This is a genomic window from Microbacterium laevaniformans (genome assembly GCF_016907555.1).
Lineage (GTDB): Bacteria > Actinomycetota > Actinomycetes > Actinomycetales > Microbacteriaceae > Microbacterium > Microbacterium laevaniformans.
In genome coordinates this window covers 1,950,322-1,965,764 of the sequence record NZ_JAFBCE010000001.1, presented here as the reverse complement: position 1 = coordinate 1,965,764, position 15,443 = coordinate 1,950,322, and the positions used below count along the sequence as shown (strand labels likewise).

General features: G+C 71.4%; 11 protein-coding genes. 7 read left to right on the top strand and 4 right to left on the bottom strand.

All coding sequences use genetic code 11. The annotated features are described in order from the left end of the window. Together JOE53_RS09330 and JOE53_RS09325 are read left to right on the top strand one after the other, a co-directional pair. On the top strand, positions 1–1,599 hold the full coding sequence (locus tag JOE53_RS09330) for a Y-family DNA polymerase (protein ID WP_204947492.1): 1,599 nt from the start codon (positions 1–3) through the stop codon (positions 1,597–1,599). After that, a complete protein-coding gene (locus JOE53_RS09325; RefSeq protein ID WP_204947491.1) occupies positions 1,599–5,123 on the top strand; it encodes an error-prone DNA polymerase in 3,525 nt (1,174 codons plus the stop codon). Before JOE53_RS09330 ends, JOE53_RS09325 begins: the two co-directional genes overlap by 1 nt. Positions 5,124–5,144: 21 nt before the next feature. Here JOE53_RS09325 and budA read toward each other — a convergent pair whose 3' ends face one another. Beyond that, a complete protein-coding gene (budA, locus tag JOE53_RS09320) occupies positions 5,145–5,876 on the bottom strand; it encodes an acetolactate decarboxylase (RefSeq protein ID WP_061682375.1) in 732 nt (243 codons plus the stop codon). A gap of 55 nt (positions 5,877–5,931) precedes the next feature. Next, a complete protein-coding gene (gene alsS, locus JOE53_RS09315; RefSeq protein WP_204947490.1) occupies positions 5,932–7,689 on the bottom strand; it encodes an acetolactate synthase AlsS in 1,758 nt (585 codons plus the stop codon). 110 nt (positions 7,690–7,799) lie between these two features. Here alsS and JOE53_RS09310 point away from each other — a divergent pair, with 110 nt between their 5' ends. After that, complete coding sequence (locus JOE53_RS09310) at positions 7,800–8,729, top strand: LysR family transcriptional regulator (RefSeq protein ID WP_204947489.1); 930 nt, start codon at positions 7,800–7,802, stop codon at positions 8,727–8,729. 89 nt (positions 8,730–8,818) lie between these two features. After that, positions 8,819–10,558 (top strand): ubiquinone-dependent pyruvate dehydrogenase, encoded by a 1,740-nt coding sequence (gene poxB / locus JOE53_RS09305; protein WP_204947488.1) that lies wholly within the window; start codon positions 8,819–8,821, stop codon positions 10,556–10,558. Here the strand turns inward: poxB and JOE53_RS09300 are convergent. Then, entirely contained in the window at positions 10,466–11,467 is a 1,002-nt protein-coding gene (locus JOE53_RS09300) for a DMT family transporter (RefSeq protein ID WP_204947487.1), read from the bottom strand. The genes poxB and JOE53_RS09300 overlap by 93 nt on opposite strands. Before the next feature lie 71 nt (positions 11,468–11,538). On the opposite strand from JOE53_RS09300, the gene JOE53_RS09295 reads away from it, so the two are divergent. The 3 genes from JOE53_RS09295 (at position 11,539) to JOE53_RS09285 (ending at position 14,099) form a co-directional block, all read left to right on the top strand. Further along, entirely contained in the window at positions 11,539–12,435 is an 897-nt protein-coding gene (locus JOE53_RS09295; RefSeq protein ID WP_204947486.1) for a LysR family transcriptional regulator, read from the top strand. Between the two features lie 24 nt (positions 12,436–12,459). Then, on the top strand, positions 12,460–12,678 hold the full coding sequence (locus JOE53_RS09290; protein WP_204947485.1) for a PLDc N-terminal domain-containing protein: 219 nt from the start codon (positions 12,460–12,462) through the stop codon (positions 12,676–12,678). A gap of 173 nt (positions 12,679–12,851) precedes the next feature. After that, the gene (locus JOE53_RS09285; RefSeq protein WP_271171074.1) at positions 12,852–14,099 is read left to right on the top strand and encodes an acyltransferase family protein; all 1,248 of its coding nucleotides are present in this window, start codon (positions 12,852–12,854) and stop codon (positions 14,097–14,099) included. Positions 14,100–14,129: 30 nt separating this feature from the next. On the opposite strand, the gene JOE53_RS09280 is transcribed toward JOE53_RS09285, so the two are convergent. After that, positions 14,130–15,376 (bottom strand): IS3 family transposase gene (locus JOE53_RS09280; RefSeq protein WP_204946851.1). Its coding sequence is split into 2 segments (ribosomal slippage): positions 14,130–15,064 and positions 15,064–15,376, totalling 1,248 coding nucleotides; the frame shifts between segments, so codons are not numbered across the junction. Between the last annotated feature and the right edge of the window lie 67 nt (positions 15,377–15,443).

Sequence of the window (15,443 nt, the reverse complement as noted above, 5' to 3'; positions counted from 1 at the left end):
ATGACTGTCCTCCCTGCGGGCACCCCGCCGCGGAGCCTGGTGGTCTGGGTGCCCGACTGGCCGATCGTCGCGACCACCCGCGACGGCGACGACCCCCTCGACGCCGCGGAGCCGATCGCCGTGTTCGAGAAGGGGGCGGTCGTCGCCTGCTCGGCCGCGGCGCGCGCCGCGGGTGTGCGCCGGCGCATGCGCCGCCGCGATGCCCAGGCGCGCTGCCCGCAGCTGGCCGTGGTGGATGCCGACGCCGTGCGCGATCACCGCGCGTTCGCCCCGCTGATCGCGGCGATCGAAGAGGTCGCGCCGAACGTGCAGGTAATGCAGCCCGGACTGTGCGCGCTGCGCGCCCGGGGGCCGGCGCGCTACTTCGGCGGCGAGGCGGCCGCCGCCACCGTCCTGGCCGGAGCGATCGCCGCGCTGGGCATCGACGACGTGCGCGTGGGCATCGCCGACGGCACCTTCACGGCCGAACAGGCGGCGCGCTCCGGCACCCGCCGCGAGGATCCGGTGCGGATCGTGCCCGCCGGCACCGCGGCGGACTTCCTCGCCCCTTTGCCGGTCGTCGTGCTCGATGAGGAGCTGGCTTCGCTGTTCGGCCGGCTCGGGGTGCAGACGGTGGGGGAGGTCGCCGCGCTGGGCGCCGACCGTCTGGTGGAGCGCTTCGGCACCCGTGGCCAGTGGTTGTACGCGCTGTCCTCCGGCCGCGATCCCCGACCGGTCACCGCCCGCACACCACCGCCCGAACTCCACCGCGAGGTGGCGTTCGAGCCGCCCGTGGAGACCGCCGATCAGATCGCCTTCGCTCTGCGGGTTCCCGCCGCGGAGTTCGTCTCCCGTCTGGGTGCGCAGGGGCTGGTCTGCACCGAGCTGCGTGTCGTGCTGACCGGTGATCGCGGCGAGCGCAGTGAACGGGTCTGGCTGCACCCGGGGGCCTTCGATGAGGCCGCCGTCGTCGACCGGGTGCGCTGGCAGCTCGCCGAGCAGAGCCCGGGCGGGGGAAAGAACGGTGCGCTGCCGAATCACCTGCCCGGACAGCTGCGCAGCGCCGTGGGCCGGGTGCGGATCGAACCCGAGGCGGTGGATGCCGCCGCCCACCACACTGCCCGTCTGTTCGGGTCGGGGCCCGAGGAGCGCGTGCACCGCGCACTCTCCCGCGTACAGGCGATGCTCGGCCATCAGGGCGTGCTGACCCCGGCCGTCGGCGGAGGCCGCTGGCTGAGCGAGCGGCAGCGCCTCGTGCCGTGGGGCGATGTCGCGGGCGACCTGCAGGCCGGCGAGCGGCCCTGGCCCGGGAGCCTTCCCGATCCGCTGCCCTCGGCGGTGTTCGCCGAGGGCGTGCCGGTGGCGGTGCTCGACGACGACGGCGACATGATCGCGGTCGATGCGCGGGGCGAGCCCACGGCGATGCCGACCGTGATCGAGCTCGGGGGCAGACGCTGCGGCATCCGCACCTGGGCCGGGCCGTGGCCGGTCATCGAACGCGAGTGGGATCCCGCCCGAGCGCGACGAGCGCATCGCTTCCAGATGGTCGACGACGCCCAGGTGGCATGGTTGCTGGTGTGCGAGGAGGGCGTCTGGCAGATCGAGGGGAGGTACGACTGATGGGCTTCAACAATCCGTCGGTGCGCTGGTCGGAGATGGCGCGGCTGCTGGGATCTCCCGACATCGGCGGCGACAAAGAACCCGACGGCGGCGACGGTCCGGCTTTCTCGCGCAAGCGCGGAAAGTACGAGCCGCCCCCGATCGAACGCCCCGCGGATGCCGTGCCCTACGCCGAGTTGCACGCGCACTCGTCGTTCTCCTTCCTCGACGGCGCCTCCTCGCCGGCGGAACTGGCGGAAGAGGCCGAACGGCTGGGGTTGCACGCGCTCGCGATCACCGACCACGACGGGTTCTACGGCATCGCCCGTTTCGCCGAGGCGGCGGAGCACCTGCAGCTGAAGACCGTCTTCGGGGCGGAGCTGACGCTCGGCGGCGACGGTGCGGGTGGCGGTGCGGGCGGCCGTGCGGACCTGGGGTCGCCGCCGGCCGGATTGCTGAGCGCACCGAGCCCCGCCCGGTCGGGCGCCGCCGATCCGCTCGGATCGCACCTGCTCGTGCTGGCCCGCGGCCAAGAGGGGTATCACCGTCTCGCCGCCGCGATCACGCATGCCCAGCTCGCCGGCGGTGAGAAAGGGCGTCCCTGGTACGACCTCGACGACCTCGCCGATCGCAGCGGCGGCCACTGGGCGGTGCTCACCGGATGCCGCAAGGGCGCCGTGCGGCAGGCGCTCGCCGCCGGAGGTGCCGATGCGGCCGCATCGGCGCTCGACCGGCTCGTCAGCCTGTTCGGCCGCGAGGCGGTCTTCGTCGAGCTGATCGACCACGGCGCCCCCACCGACACCCGCGACAACGATGTGCTGGCCGCTCTGGCCGCCGCACGCGGCCTTCCGGTGCTGGCCAGCAACAACGTGCACTACGCGGTTCCCGAACGCGTGCATCTGGCGGCGGCGGTCGCGGCGGTGCGGGCCAACCGAGGGCTCGATGAGCTCGACGGGTGGCTGCCGTCGCATGCGAGCGCCCACTTGCGCTCGGGCGCCGAGATGACGCGGCGGTTCCTGCGCTATCCGGGTGCGGTCGCCCGCACGGTCACCCTCGCCGACGAGCTCGCCTTCCCGCTGCGGCGCGCCAAGCCCGCCCTGCCGAAGCTGCCCGTGCCCGAAGGGCACACGCCGATGTCGTGGCTGCGCCGGCTCGTCTGGGACGCGGTGCCGCACATGTACCCCGACCTCGACGGCGACGGGCGTGCGCGCATCGAGAAAGAGCTCGGCGTCATCGAGCAGAAGGACTTCCCCGGCTACTTCCTGATCGTGCACGGCATCGTGGCCGAGGCGCGTCGGCGCGGCATCCTCTGCCAGGGGCGGGGATCGGCCGCGAACAGTGCGGTGTGCTACCTGCTGGGCATCACCGCGATCGACTCGATCTTCTACAACCTGCCCTTCGAGCGCTTCCTGTCGGCGATGCGGGAGGAAGAGCCCGACATCGACGTCGACTTCGACTCTGATCGGCGTGAGGAGATCATCCAGTGGGTCTTCGACACCTACGGGCGCGAGCGCGCGGCGCAGGTCGCGAACGTCATCCAGTACCGACCGAAGAACGCGGTGCGCGACATGGCCAAGGCGCTCGGGCACTCGCCCGGGCAGCAGGACGCCTGGTCGAAGCAGGTGGAGCGGTGGGACGGCGCCGTCGCCGGTGCGCACGACATCCCCGACCGGGTGCTCGCGTACGCCGGTGAGCTGCTGAAGGCGCCCCGCCATCTCGGCATCCACTCCGGGGGCATGGTGCTCACCGAGCGGCCGGTGGGGGAGGTGGTACCCATCGAGCACGCGCGGATGGAGAATCGCACCGTCATCCAGTGGGACAAGGACGACGCCGCCTGGATGGGGCTCGTGAAGTTCGATCTGCTCGGACTCGGCATGCTCGCCGCGCTGCAGTACTGCTTCGACCTCATCGCGGAGGCGACGGGCGAGACGTGGACGCTGCAGAGCATTCCGAAGGAGGAGGCGGCCGTCTACGACATGCTGTGCCGCGCGGATTCGATCGGGGTGTTCCAGGTCGAATCGCGCGCGCAGATGGGGCTGTTGCCGAGGCTGCAGCCGCGGCGGTTCTACGACCTGGTGATCGAGATCGCGCTGATCCGGCCCGGACCCATCCAGGGCGGCGCGGTGCACCCGTACGTGCGGCGCAAGCTCGGGCTGGAGGAGCCGACGTATGCGCACGAGAAGCTCATCCCGGTGCTGGAGCGCACCCTCGGGGTGCCGGTGTTCCAAGAGCAGCTGATGCAGATGGGCATGGCCGTCGGCGACCTCACCGGAGAGGATGCCGATGTGCTGCGCCGGGCCATGGGCTCCAAGCGCGGCATCGAGCGCATCGAGTCGGTGCGCCAGAAGCTCTACGACGGCATGGCACGCAACGGTCTGGTGGGAGCCGTCGCCGACGACATCTACGCGAAGATCCAGGCGTTCGCGAACTTCGGCTTCGCCGAGAGCCACTCCCTGTCGTTCGCGCTGCTCGTCTATGCCTCGTCATGGCTGAAGCTGCACTACCCCGGGGCGTTCTTGGCGGCTCTGCTGCGGGCGCAGCCGATGGGGTTCTACTCGCCGGCGACCCTCACCGCCGACGCCCGCCGCCACGGTGTCGTCGTGCGTCGTCCCGACCTGCACGCCTCCGGGGTGGATGCCGGGCTCGAACCCCTCGATGCCGACGGCAGCGGCGCCTCGCCGGCTGCAGGGGCTCCGGTCGTTGAGCGAGCGAGCGCAGCGAGCGAGTCGAAACGCGTCCCCACCGGCATCCCCTCCTGCACCGATCGTCACCAGCCTCCCGTGCCCCTGTTCGACATCACCGCTCCCGACGTCTCGGCCGCCCACCGTCGCGACGCCGGCCACGCGGTGCGGCTGGGGCTCGCGGCGGTCACCGGGGTGGGAAAGCGGCTCGCTGAGCGCATCGTCGCCACCCGCGACGCCGACGGGCCGTTCCGCGACCTGCGCGATCTCGTACGGCGGACGGGCGCCACGGCCGCGCAGGTGGAGGCGCTGGCGACGGCGGGGGCGTTCGAGAGCATGGGCATCAGCCGCCGCGAGGGCATCTGGCTGGCCGGGGACGCGGCGCAGGATCTGCCCGAGTTCCTGCCCGACTCGCTCGTCGCCGTGCAGCCGCCGCTGTTCGGCGACCCCTCGACCTACGACGTGCTGGCCGCGGACCTGTGGGCCACGGGGATCTCGACCGACGACCATCCCCTCACGCACTACCGCGCCCCGCTGGATGCCCGCGGCGTGCTCACCTCGCGTGAGCTGCGCACGCACGAGGTCGGGCGCCGGGTCGAGGTCGCGGGTCTGGTCACCCACCGGCAGCGGCCGGCGACGGCATCCGGCATCACCTTCATCAACCTCGAAGACGAGCTCGGCCTCGTCAACGTCATCTGCTCGAAAGGCGTCTGGGACCGCTATCGCCGCGTGCTGCGCGATGCGCCCGCCCTCATCGCCCGCGGCATGCTCGAGCGGTCGCCCGAAGGCGTCACCAACCTCGTCGCCGACGCCTTCGAAGACCTGCGCGTCGTCGTGCGACACCGCTCCCGCGACTTCCGCTGATGTCACCGCCGCGCCGAGGCGTCAGGGGCGGCCGGCGTGCTGTTCGGTCTTGGCGAGCTGGTCGGCCAGGTCGTCGGGGGCGAGCGCCGCCTCGCGGAACTCCGTCGTCAGCGGCAGGCGCAGGTGCAGGTCGGTGCACAGGCACAGCTCGACCGTGCCGTGATCCAGCACGAAGTCGAGCACGTGGCCGCCGCGCGTGCGTCCGTCGTCGATGAAGTGCGCGTGGCATCCGGGAACGCCGATGCCCTGCTCGTACAGCGGGGTGCGGAAGGCGACGATCGTGCCGTCGATCTCGTCGAACTGCAGTACGGCATCGTCGTCGGTGGCCTCGGTCATCGGGCGGTACGGCTTCTGCTGGCGGGTGACCGTCCGGGCGGTCACGCGGCGGAAGCGCCCCGTGATCCGCAGGGCGTACATGTAGTTGGCCGACGCGGTGATCGCATCGATCGCGGCCGAGGCCTCGGCGCGCGTGACGCCGTCGGGCAGCGTCCGTGTGAGGGTGGGCACGAAGTCGGTCACCACCGCGTACGGCGTCGCCGAGTCGGCGGATGCCGCGGCGGCGGTGCCGTCGCCGCGCAGGCGGTACGCGACGCCGTCGACGACGACCATCTCGCCGTCGAGGGCGTTGAACGTGCCGATGCCGAAATCGCCGTGCTCCAGCAGTTCGCCGACCGTCATGTCGTCTTCGTAGATGCCGTCCAGGAGCGCGGCCATGAGGCTCGTCTGGAACAGGGTGTGACGTTCGGCGCTCATGCGCGGTCCTTTCGGGAGGAGGAGGAGAGAGGGAAGCCGGTCGGCAGGTAGCGGCTCACAGCAGCACGTCGGCGAGCAGGTCGCCGCCCAGGCGGTGCAGATTGTCGCGGTAGTCGACGGGAACGTCGATCACCGAGGGACCGGGTTCGGCGATGGCGGCGAGGATCGTCGGAACGAGGTCGTCGATGGATGTGACGCGGTAGCCGTGGGCGCCGAACGACTCCGCGAACGCGACCACGTCGTAGGCGCCGAGCTCGACCGCCGCGGTGCGCCCGTACTTCTCGACCTGCTGGAAGGCCACCATGTCGTAGGCCGAGTCGTTGAACACGATGTGCGTGAAGCTCGCCCCGACCCGCACCGCGGTCTCCAGTTCGACGGCGGAGTAGAGGAACCCGCCGTCGCCCGACACCGACACGACCGGTGCGCCCGCGTCGGCGAGGCTGGCCGCAATGGCCCACGGCAGGGCGACGCCGAGGGTCTGCTGCCCGTTGGAGAACATCAGCGAGCGGGGACGGTAGGTGCGGAAGTGGCGCGCCATGTAGAGGTAGTTCGAGCCGACGTCGCAGAGCACGGTGGCGGCATCGGGGAGGGCGGCGCGGATGCCGGCGACGACGGCGACGGGGTCGAGGCCGAACGCGTCGTCGTGGTCGGGGTCGCCGAGGTCGGTGTTCTCGGCGAGGCGGGTGCGCTCGCGATCGACGATGCGGGCGGTCTCGGCATCGTGCGGGAGGGGAAGCCCCGCGGCATCCACAGCCAGGAGCAGGTCGACGAGGGTGGTCGCGAGGTCGCCGACGAGTTCCACCGTGGGCCGGTAGTCGTTGTCGATGTCGGCTGGCACGGTGTCGATGTGGACGATGCGGCGGTCCTTGCCGGCGTTCCATTCCGCGGGCACGAACTCGACGGGGTCGTAGCCCAGCGTCAGCACGAGGTCGGCGCGGTGCAGCAGCACGTCGCCGGGCTGGTTGCGGGCGAAGCCCACGCGTCCGAGGTAGTGGTGTTCGAGCTCGCGCGAGATGATGCCGGCGGCCTGGAAAGTCTCCACGACCGGCAGCCCGGTGGCGCGCAGCAGCGCGTGCAGGGCGTCGACGGTGCGGGGATCGCCGCTGCGGGCACCGGCGAGGATCACGGGAAAGCGCGCCTCACGCAGCAGTGCGGCAGCGCGATCGACGGATGCCGAGGCCGCCCCGCCGGTGACGGCGGGCACGATCGCATCGCGGAAGCCGATCGCGGTCGTCGCCGTCGACACGTCGTAGGGGAGCACCACGGCCGCCGCGCCGCGGGGTTCGCGCGCCGCGGCGCGGAACGCGTTCACGATCGCCTCCGCGACGTTGTCGGCGGCGGTGACCTCGGCCGCCGAGACCGTCACGGTCTGCAGCATGCCGACGGCATCCATCGCCTGATGCGCCCGCTTGAGGTGCTGCGTGCGCGACACGGCACCGCAGATCGCGACGACCGGGTCGCCCTCGGTGGTCGCGGTGAGCAGCCCCGTCGCGAGGTTGGCGGTGCCGGGGCCGCTGGTGACCAGCACGACTCCCGGGATGCCGGTGAGCCGACCGACCGCGGCGGCCATGAAGACCGCGTTCTGCTCGGTGCGGCACGTGATGAGCTGCGGCGCCCCGGCGATGCCCTGCACCGCCGCGAGCGCGTCGAAGACGGGATCGATCTTGGCGCCGGGCACGCCGAACACCCACCGCACGCCGTGGGCCATGAGCACGTCGACGACGCGATCCGCCGCGCGACGTCCCGCGGGTGGCGTCGGCAGGTGCGTGGCGGAGGGCGACGTGGGGGGAGTGGCGACCGTGGCGATACTCATGACTCCATGCTCCGTCGCCGGCGTCTGGCGAGGAAGACGGCGTCGATGATGCGAGTCATCTGATTCACAGATGATTTCCGTCGCGTCGACAAGCGCGGCATGATCGAGGTATGGATGTCCGCCACCTCTCCGTCTTCGTCGCCGTTGCGCGGGAGATGAGCTTCACACGGGCGGCTGACAGCCTGCTGCTGGCGCAGTCGGCAGTGTCGACCACGGTGCGGGAGCTGGAGCGCGAGCTGGGTGTCGAACTGTTCGACCGTTCTCATCGGCAGATCAGACTGACCGGCGCGGGGGAGGAGCTGCTCACGCGCGCCCGGGCGGTGCTGGAGCAGATGCGCGAGATCGGCGAGGCGGTCTCTACGGCGGCGACCGAACTGCGGGGGGCCGTGACGATGGGGCTCATGACGGGCGTCGACCTCGTCGATGTACCGGGGCTGCTGGGCCGTTATCACGAGCGGCATCCGGCCGTCGCGGTGCAGCTGCGGGCGACGGGGTTGGGTTCGTCGGGTCTGGTCGCCCAGCTCGAGCGCGGCGGGATCGACCTGGCTCTGCTCGCAGTCGTCGATGCGCTTCCGGCGAGCCTGCGGGGTGAGGTCGTCGCCGCATCGCCGTACGTGCTGGTCGTGCCGGGGACGCACCGGCTCGCGGATGCCGAGGGCGTCACGCTCGCGATGCTCGAGGGGGAGAGCTTCGTGGACCTGCCGCCGGGGTACGGGTCGCGGCGCATCGTCGACGATGCCTTCGCCCATGCCGGGGTGTCACGCCGTGTGCTCATCGAGGTCGCCGATCTTTCCACGGCCGCCGCGTATGTGCCACAGGGGCTGGGGTTGGCGATCGTGCCGCGTTTCGCGGCGCTGGCGGCCTCGTCGGGCTCGGGGCGTCCGTTCGCCGATCCGGCCCCGCGGATGCCGGTGCGCATCATGCCGCTCGATGACGCCGTTCCCGCCTTCGAGGTGTCTCTCGCGTGGTCGCGCCGTCGCCCACTGACCGCCGCTGCGCAGGGCCTCGTCGACCTGCTGCGCACCGAACTGCTGCCGTAGCCCCTCAACGACCGGGGGTGAGCGGGACGGAACAGGACTCGACGATCGTCCAACCCCGTGACGCGCACAAGCGGCGTAGCGTTGGGGGCATGGCGAACGTTGCAGACTTCTTCATCGACACCCTCAAGCGCGCCGGCGTCACCCGCATCTGGGGTCTTCCCGGCGACTCGCTCAACGCCTTCACCGATGCGCTGCGACGCGACGGCGGCGATGATGCGATCCGCTGGATGCACATGCGGCACGAGGAGGCCGCCGCCTTCGCCGCCGGCGCCGAGGCGGAGCTGACGGGCGAGCTCGCCGTCGTCGCGGGCTCGTGCGGCCCTGGCAACCTGCACTTCATCAACGGTCTGTTCGACGCCAACCGCAACCGCGTGCCGCTGCTGGCGATCGCCTCGCACATCCCGTCGGCCGAGATCGGCAGCACCTACTTCCAGGAGACGCACCCCCAGGAGCTCTTCCGCGAGTGCAGCGTCTACACCGAGCTGGTGAGCGACCCGGCCCAGCTGCCGTGGGTGCTGGAGATCGCCATGCGCACCGCGGTCGAAAGGCGCGGCGTCGCGGTCGTCGTCGTGCCCGGCGACGTGTTCTTCGCCGACGCGCCCGACCGGCGGCCGACGGCCCCGATCCGGACGGCCGGCTCGACGGTGCTGCCCTCGGCATCCGCTCTGGCCGCCGCCGCGACCGCGCTCAACGACGCCAAGAAGGTGACGATCCTCGCCGGGTCGGGCGTCGCGGGCGCGCATGACGAGGTGCTCGCCCTCGCCGAGACGCTGCAGGCGCCGATCGTGCACGCCCTGCGCGGCAAGGAGCACATCGAGTGGGACAACCCCTATGACGTGGGCATGACGGGGCTGCTGGGCTTCTCGTCGGGGTACAATGCGATGGAGTCGTGCGACACCCTGCTCATGCTCGGCACCGATTTTCCGTACCGTCAGTTCTTCCCCTCGAAGGCGACGGTGATCCAGGTCGACATCCGCGGCGAGCAGCTGGGGCGGCGCACGCCCATCGACGTGGGATTGGTCGGCGGTGTGAAAGAGACCGCGAACGCGCTGCTGCCGCTGCTGCAGGGCGACCGCTCGTCGAAGCATCTGGACGACAGCGTCGCCCACTACCGCACGACGCGCGAGCGGCTCGACGACCTGGCCGTCGACGACGGCAAGGCTCCGGTGCGGCCGGAGTACGTCGCGCGCGTGCTGGATGAGCTCGCCGACGCGGATGCCGTGTTCACCGCCGACGTCGGAAGCCCCGTGATCTGGGCCGCCCGCTACCTGCACATGAACGGCACGCGCCGGCTGATCGGCTCGTTCGCGCACGGATCGATGGCCAACGCGATGCCGCAGGCGCTCGGGGTGCAGGGCGTCGACCGCTCGCGCCAGGTGATCGCGCTCGCCGGCGACGGCGGACTGGCGATGCTGCTGGGCGATCTGCTGTCGATCCGCCAGAACGACCTGCCGGTGAAGATCGTCGTGTTCAACAACTCGTCGCTCAACTTCGTCGAGCTCGAGATGAAGGCGGCGGGCATCGTCAACTTCGGCACGGGGCTCGACAATCCGAGCTTCGCGGCGATCGCCGAGGCGATGGGCATCACCGGCATCCGGGTGGAGAAGGGCAGCGAGCTGCGCGGAGCGATCGCGCAGGCGCTCGCGACCGACGGGCCGGTGCTGGTCGACGTGGTCACGGCGCGTCAGGAGCTGGCGATGCCGCCGTCGATCACGCTCGCCCAGGCGAAGGGGTTCTCACTCTGGGCGCTGCGCACCGTGCTGTCGGGGCGCGGCGACGAGCTCATCGACCTCGCCGACACGAATGTCTGGCGTCGCCTGTTCCACTGACGCGGCCTGCCCCGACGCCCGTCGGGCCAGGCGGTGGCGGCGCTCGATCGCCTGGCCCGCGTAGCTCGCGCCGACGATGAGTGCCGCCCCGGCGACGCCGACGGGGCCGATCGCCTCGCCGCCGACCGCGACGCCGACGACGAGCGCCCAGACGGGTTCGGTGCCCATGAGGATGCTCGCGCGCGCGGCCGACGCGCGCCGCACCGCCCAGAGCTGCACCGCGAAGGCGAACACCGAGCAGAGCAGTCCGAGAAACAGCACGTCGGCGAGGGCCGCGGCATCCAGTCGCGCGACCGCGACCGGCAGGGAAGGCCCCGCGATCGCGCTGAACACGACGCTGCCGACCACGAGCTGCACGACGACCACGCCGAGCGAGCTGTCGCGCCGCCCGCGGGTCAGGTGTCCGCTGGCGGTGACGTGCACGGCGCGCACGACCGCGGCGGCGATGACGAGCACGTCGCCGGCGGTCGGCAGGTGGATGCCGTTGCCCGAGACCAGCAGCGCGACGCCGACGACGGCGGCCACCGCAGCGACGAAGTACGAGCGCGGCAGCCACACGCGTGACGCGATGCCCTCCAGCGCCGGGGTCATGACGAGGGCGAGGCTGATGAGCAGGCCCGCGTTGGTCGCGGAGGTGAGGCTCACGCCCCAGGTCTCCAGCCCGATGACCGCCGCCTGCGTGCCGCCCAGGGCCACCGCGATCACGAGCCCGCGCCCGCGGGGGAGGCGCTGCCGGGTAAGGGCGCAGAGGATGCCGGCGCCGCCGGCGGCGACAAGGAACCGTAGCGCATTGGCGGAAGCGACCCCGGTGAGGCTGATGAGGTCTTTGGCGACGAGGAAGCTCGCCCCCCAGACGACGGCGACCGCGACGAGGGCGAGGTCGACGAGCAGGTCGGAGCGGCGGGTCATGCGCTCAGCGTGACAGCCACGGTCGTGAAGAGCATCGGGCAATGTCTTCATCAATGTGTTAGAGATTGCTTATGGATCCAATGCGCCTGCGCCTGCTGCGCGAGTTGGATGATCGCGGCAGCGTGTCGGCGGTCGCGGCGGCGCTGCACGTCAGCGCGTCGGCGGTGTCGCAGCAGCTCGCGATCCTGCAGGCGGACGTTCCCGTGCCGCTCACCGTGAAGCAGGGGCGTCGGCTGGTGCTGACCGATGCCGGGCGCGCGCTCGCGGCCGCCGGCGCTCGCGTCGACGAGGCGCTCGTGCTCGCACGAGAGAGCGTCGGAGCGTTCCTCGCCCACGATGCCGCGCCGGTGCGCGTGTCGGCGTTCCACAGTGCGGGCGTCGCGCTGTTCGGCCCCCTGTTGGCCGCGCTCGACGGCGTACCCGTCGCGCTGACCGACGAGGACGTCGCGCGCGAGGAGTTTCCCGGACTCGTGGCCGCGCACGACCTCGTCATCGCGCACCGGCTGGCCCACGACCCGGATTGGCCGCGCGAGCGAACGGTGGTCACGCCGCTGTTCGTCGAACCGCTGGACGTCGCGCTGCCGGCGGCGCACCCCCTGGCATCCGCCGAGCGGATCGATCCCGTGGCCCTCCGCGGACAGACGTGGATCTCGACGCACGAGGGTTTTCCGCTCACCGGCGTGCTGCAGGCGATCGCTGCGCTGAGCGGTGAGCCGCCGGTCATCGCCCACCGGGTGAACGAGTTCTTCGTTGCCGCGCAGATCGTCCGCGCCGGGGCGGCGATCGCCGTCATGCCGAGGTTCACGGCGCGCGCCTTGGCGACCGACGGCATGGTGCTGCGACCGCTCGCTGGGGTCACCCTGAGCCGTCACGTGGACGTGCTCGCCCGCCCCGACGCGTTGGCACGCGCGGCCGTGCGCCGCGTGCGGGCCGCGCTCGTGGATGTCGCCGCCGACCTCGCGCGGTGACGACCGCCGGGGCATGCTGGAGGCATGGAGTTCTCCGGCTGGCACGTCCTGATCTTGATCGTGGTGCTTGCGGGCATCGCGCTGTTCGTCGGTGCGGTGGTCAGCATCGCGTCGTCGGCGGCGACGAGCCTGGAGAAGACGCTCTGGATTCTCGTGACGCTGATGTTCCCCCTTATGGGGCCGATCGTCTGGTTCGCGGTCGGGCGGCGCTCGATCGTCGCGAATCCGGCCGATCGCCGGTGAGGCGCGTGGCTGTCAGTCGGCGAGCGCGAGACCGCGGGTCTCGATCGTCCACCCGATGAACGCCTCGTCGTTCGGGTCGCTGCCGACCGACACCTGCCGGGTGATCCCGGTGAGAGCGCTCCCGCAGGCTGGAGTCGACCTCTTTCTCCCTTTTTCAGAACGACTGCGTTCCCGTGCCACTTCGCCGCGATATCCAGGGTCTGCGCGCGCTCGCCGTGCTGGCCGTCATCGGCGCGCACGCCGCCGGCTGGCCGCGGGGCGGCGTCGCCGGTGTTGACGTCTTCTTCGTGATCTCGGGCTTCGTGATCACCGGGATGCTGCTGCGTGAGCAGCGGAAGGACGGTCGCATCCGCCTGGCACGGTTCTACGGCAGACGTGCTCGCCGCCTCGTGCCGGCCGCGCTCGTCACGGTCGGCGCCGTCGTCGGCACCGCCTATGCCCTGTTCGGGAGGGCACGCGCGGAGCAGATTCTGTGGGACGGCATCTCGGCGCTGCTGCTGGTGTCCAACTGGCGGTTCACACAGCAGGACACCGACTACTTCCATGCCGGCGATGCCGTCTCACCGCTGCAGAACTTCTGGTCGCTGTCGGTGGAGGAGCAGTTCTACCTCGTCTGGCCGGGGCTGCTGATCGTGTCGCTGCTGTTCGTTCCCGCCGTGGCGCGTCGCGGTCGGGCGGCTACCGCGGTCGCCGCCGGGTGGGCGGTCGTCGTGATCGCGGCATCCTTCGGGTGGGCGCTGCTGCAGGGGTCGTCGGCGCCGACGACGGCGTACTTCTCGACGGCGACCCGCGCGTGGGAGTTCGCGCTGGGCGCGCTGCTCGCGGCAGGCGTGCCGCTGCTGCGCCGGCTTCCGGCGGCGCTCGGGGCGCTGCTCGCGTGGATCGGTGTCGCGGGCATCGTGGCGTCGCTGGTGCTCATCGACATGACCGCCGTGGGCTTTCCGGGGCCGTGGGCGGCGGCGCCGACGCTCGCGCTGACCGGCGGCGTGACCGCGCCGCCGCGGGCACTGTTCCTGTGGACGAACCCGGTCGCGGTGGTCGTGGGAAACGCGTCGTACTCGCTGTATCTGTGGCATTTCCCAGTGGTCGTGTTCGCCGCCGCGCTGCTGCCCGCGTCGCCGTGGTCGCTGCCGCTGACCTTGGCGATCGTCGCCGTCGTCGGCTTCGCGTCGTACGCGATCATCGAGCAACCGCTACGCTACGCGCCGTTCCTGGGTGGGCGGGTGCCCGCGACGACGGTGGCCGATGGCGAGGAGCCGGCGGTCGAGGCATCGGATGCCGCGGAGCCCACACCGCCCGCGGTCGCGCCTGCGGTGCCGGTCGTGCGGACGCCCGAGATTGCGACGCGGCGTCCCGCGGGGTGGCAGCCGGGCACGCGCTACTTCCCGGGCAGTCCGCGGACGGCGGCGCAGGGGCCTTGACCCCGGATCGTGGACACGGTGTCATTTCGGTTATGCCGCTTCCGTGAGGGTAGCTGATCTCGCGGCCGCGTAGGTGTTCTCGTAGCTGTTCGGGGTGATCTGGCCGATCGCGGAGTGGCGTCGGCGCGTGTTGTATCGGTTCGTCCACCGGAACACGGCCCGGTAGGCGGTGGCTTGATCGGGGAACGCCGACGCGCCTTGGAGGAGCTCGCGTTTGAGCGCGGCGTTGAAGCTCTCGGCCAGCGAGTTGTCGGCGCTCGTGCCCACCGCGCCCATGGACTGGGTCACCTTGAGCTGCTCGCAGAGTGCTGCGTAGGCTTTCGACGCGTAGACCGAGCCGTGGTCGCTGTGGAACACTGCGCCGGCCAGCGATCCGCGGTCGCGGTGCGCGCCGCGGAGAGCGCCTTCGACGAGTTCGGTGCGCATGTGGTCGGCGACCTGCCAGCCGGCGAGCTTGCGCGACCCGAGGTCGATGCAGGTCGCCAGATACAGGTTGCTGCCGTCCGCGATGGGGAGGTAGGTGATATCGCCGACATACCTGCGGTTCGGCTCCCCGGTGCTGAAGTCCCGCCCGACCAGGTCGGGGAACTTCCGTCCGGACTGGTCCGGGATCGTGGTCTTCACCCGGCGGCGCAGTCGGATCCCCGCGAGCGCGTGTTCCCGCATCACCCGAGCGACCCGCTTATGATTCACCCGCCCGGCGGCGGGGACGCCGTCGTTGAGGTCGGCAGTGATCCTCGGTGCCCCGTAGGCGCGGTCACCACCCTGCGCGGGGTCCTGCAGCACCCGGATCCGTGCCGCCAACCGGGCGTCGTCCGCGGCTCGCGCGGCCCGTCCCGGGGCTGCGGCCAGCCACGCGTAGAACGAGGACCGGGCGATCTCGATGACCTCACACAACCGCTTCACGCCGTAGGCGTCCTTGTGGTCCTCGACGAACTGGAAGCGGTTCACCAGTTCGTCTCCGCAGCGAAATACTTCGCCGCCTGACGGAGGATGTCCCGCTCCGTCTCGAGCTTGACCTGCTCCGCTCTCGAGACCGCTAACTCGGCTTCCAACCGGATGATCCTCGCCGCCTGCGACTCCGACCGCACCGACACCGGCGGCGACACCGAACCGGCCGCAGCGGTCCCGGATCCGAGCTTGTCGACCCATTCCTTCAACGCACCACGGGAGATCCCCAAATCGGCCGCGATCGCTTTCAGCGTCGCGCCCGGCGTGGACTCGTACAAATCCACCGCACGCTGCCGGAACTCGTCCGTGTAGTTCTTCCTTGCCATCCCTCAGATTCTCGCTTCCCCAGCATCGTGCTGGAATCAGCGTGTCCAAGATCAGGGGTCAAGCCCC

Coding starts and splice junctions, on each gene's coding strand:
- budA (WP_061682375.1), bottom strand. CDS start 5,876: ATGAGCGCCGAACGTCACACCCTGTTCCAGACGAGCCTCATGGCCGCG.
- poxB (WP_204947488.1), top strand. CDS start 8,819: ATGGCGAACGTTGCAGACTTCTTCATCGACACCCTCAAGCGCGCCGGC.
- JOE53_RS09300 (WP_204947487.1), bottom strand. CDS start 11,467: ATGACCCGCCGCTCCGACCTGCTCGTCGACCTCGCCCTCGTCGCGGTC.
- JOE53_RS09295 (WP_204947486.1), top strand. CDS start 11,539: ATGGATCCAATGCGCCTGCGCCTGCTGCGCGAGTTGGATGATCGCGGC.
- JOE53_RS09310 (WP_204947489.1), top strand. CDS start 7,800: ATGGATGTCCGCCACCTCTCCGTCTTCGTCGCCGTTGCGCGGGAGATG.
- alsS (WP_204947490.1), bottom strand. CDS start 7,689: ATGAGTATCGCCACGGTCGCCACTCCCCCCACGTCGCCCTCCGCCACG.
- JOE53_RS09290 (WP_204947485.1), top strand. CDS start 12,460: ATGGAGTTCTCCGGCTGGCACGTCCTGATCTTGATCGTGGTGCTTGCG.
- JOE53_RS09325 (WP_204947491.1), top strand. CDS start 1,599: ATGGGCTTCAACAATCCGTCGGTGCGCTGGTCGGAGATGGCGCGGCTG.
- JOE53_RS09330 (WP_204947492.1), top strand. CDS start 1: ATGACTGTCCTCCCTGCGGGCACCCCGCCGCGGAGCCTGGTGGTCTGG.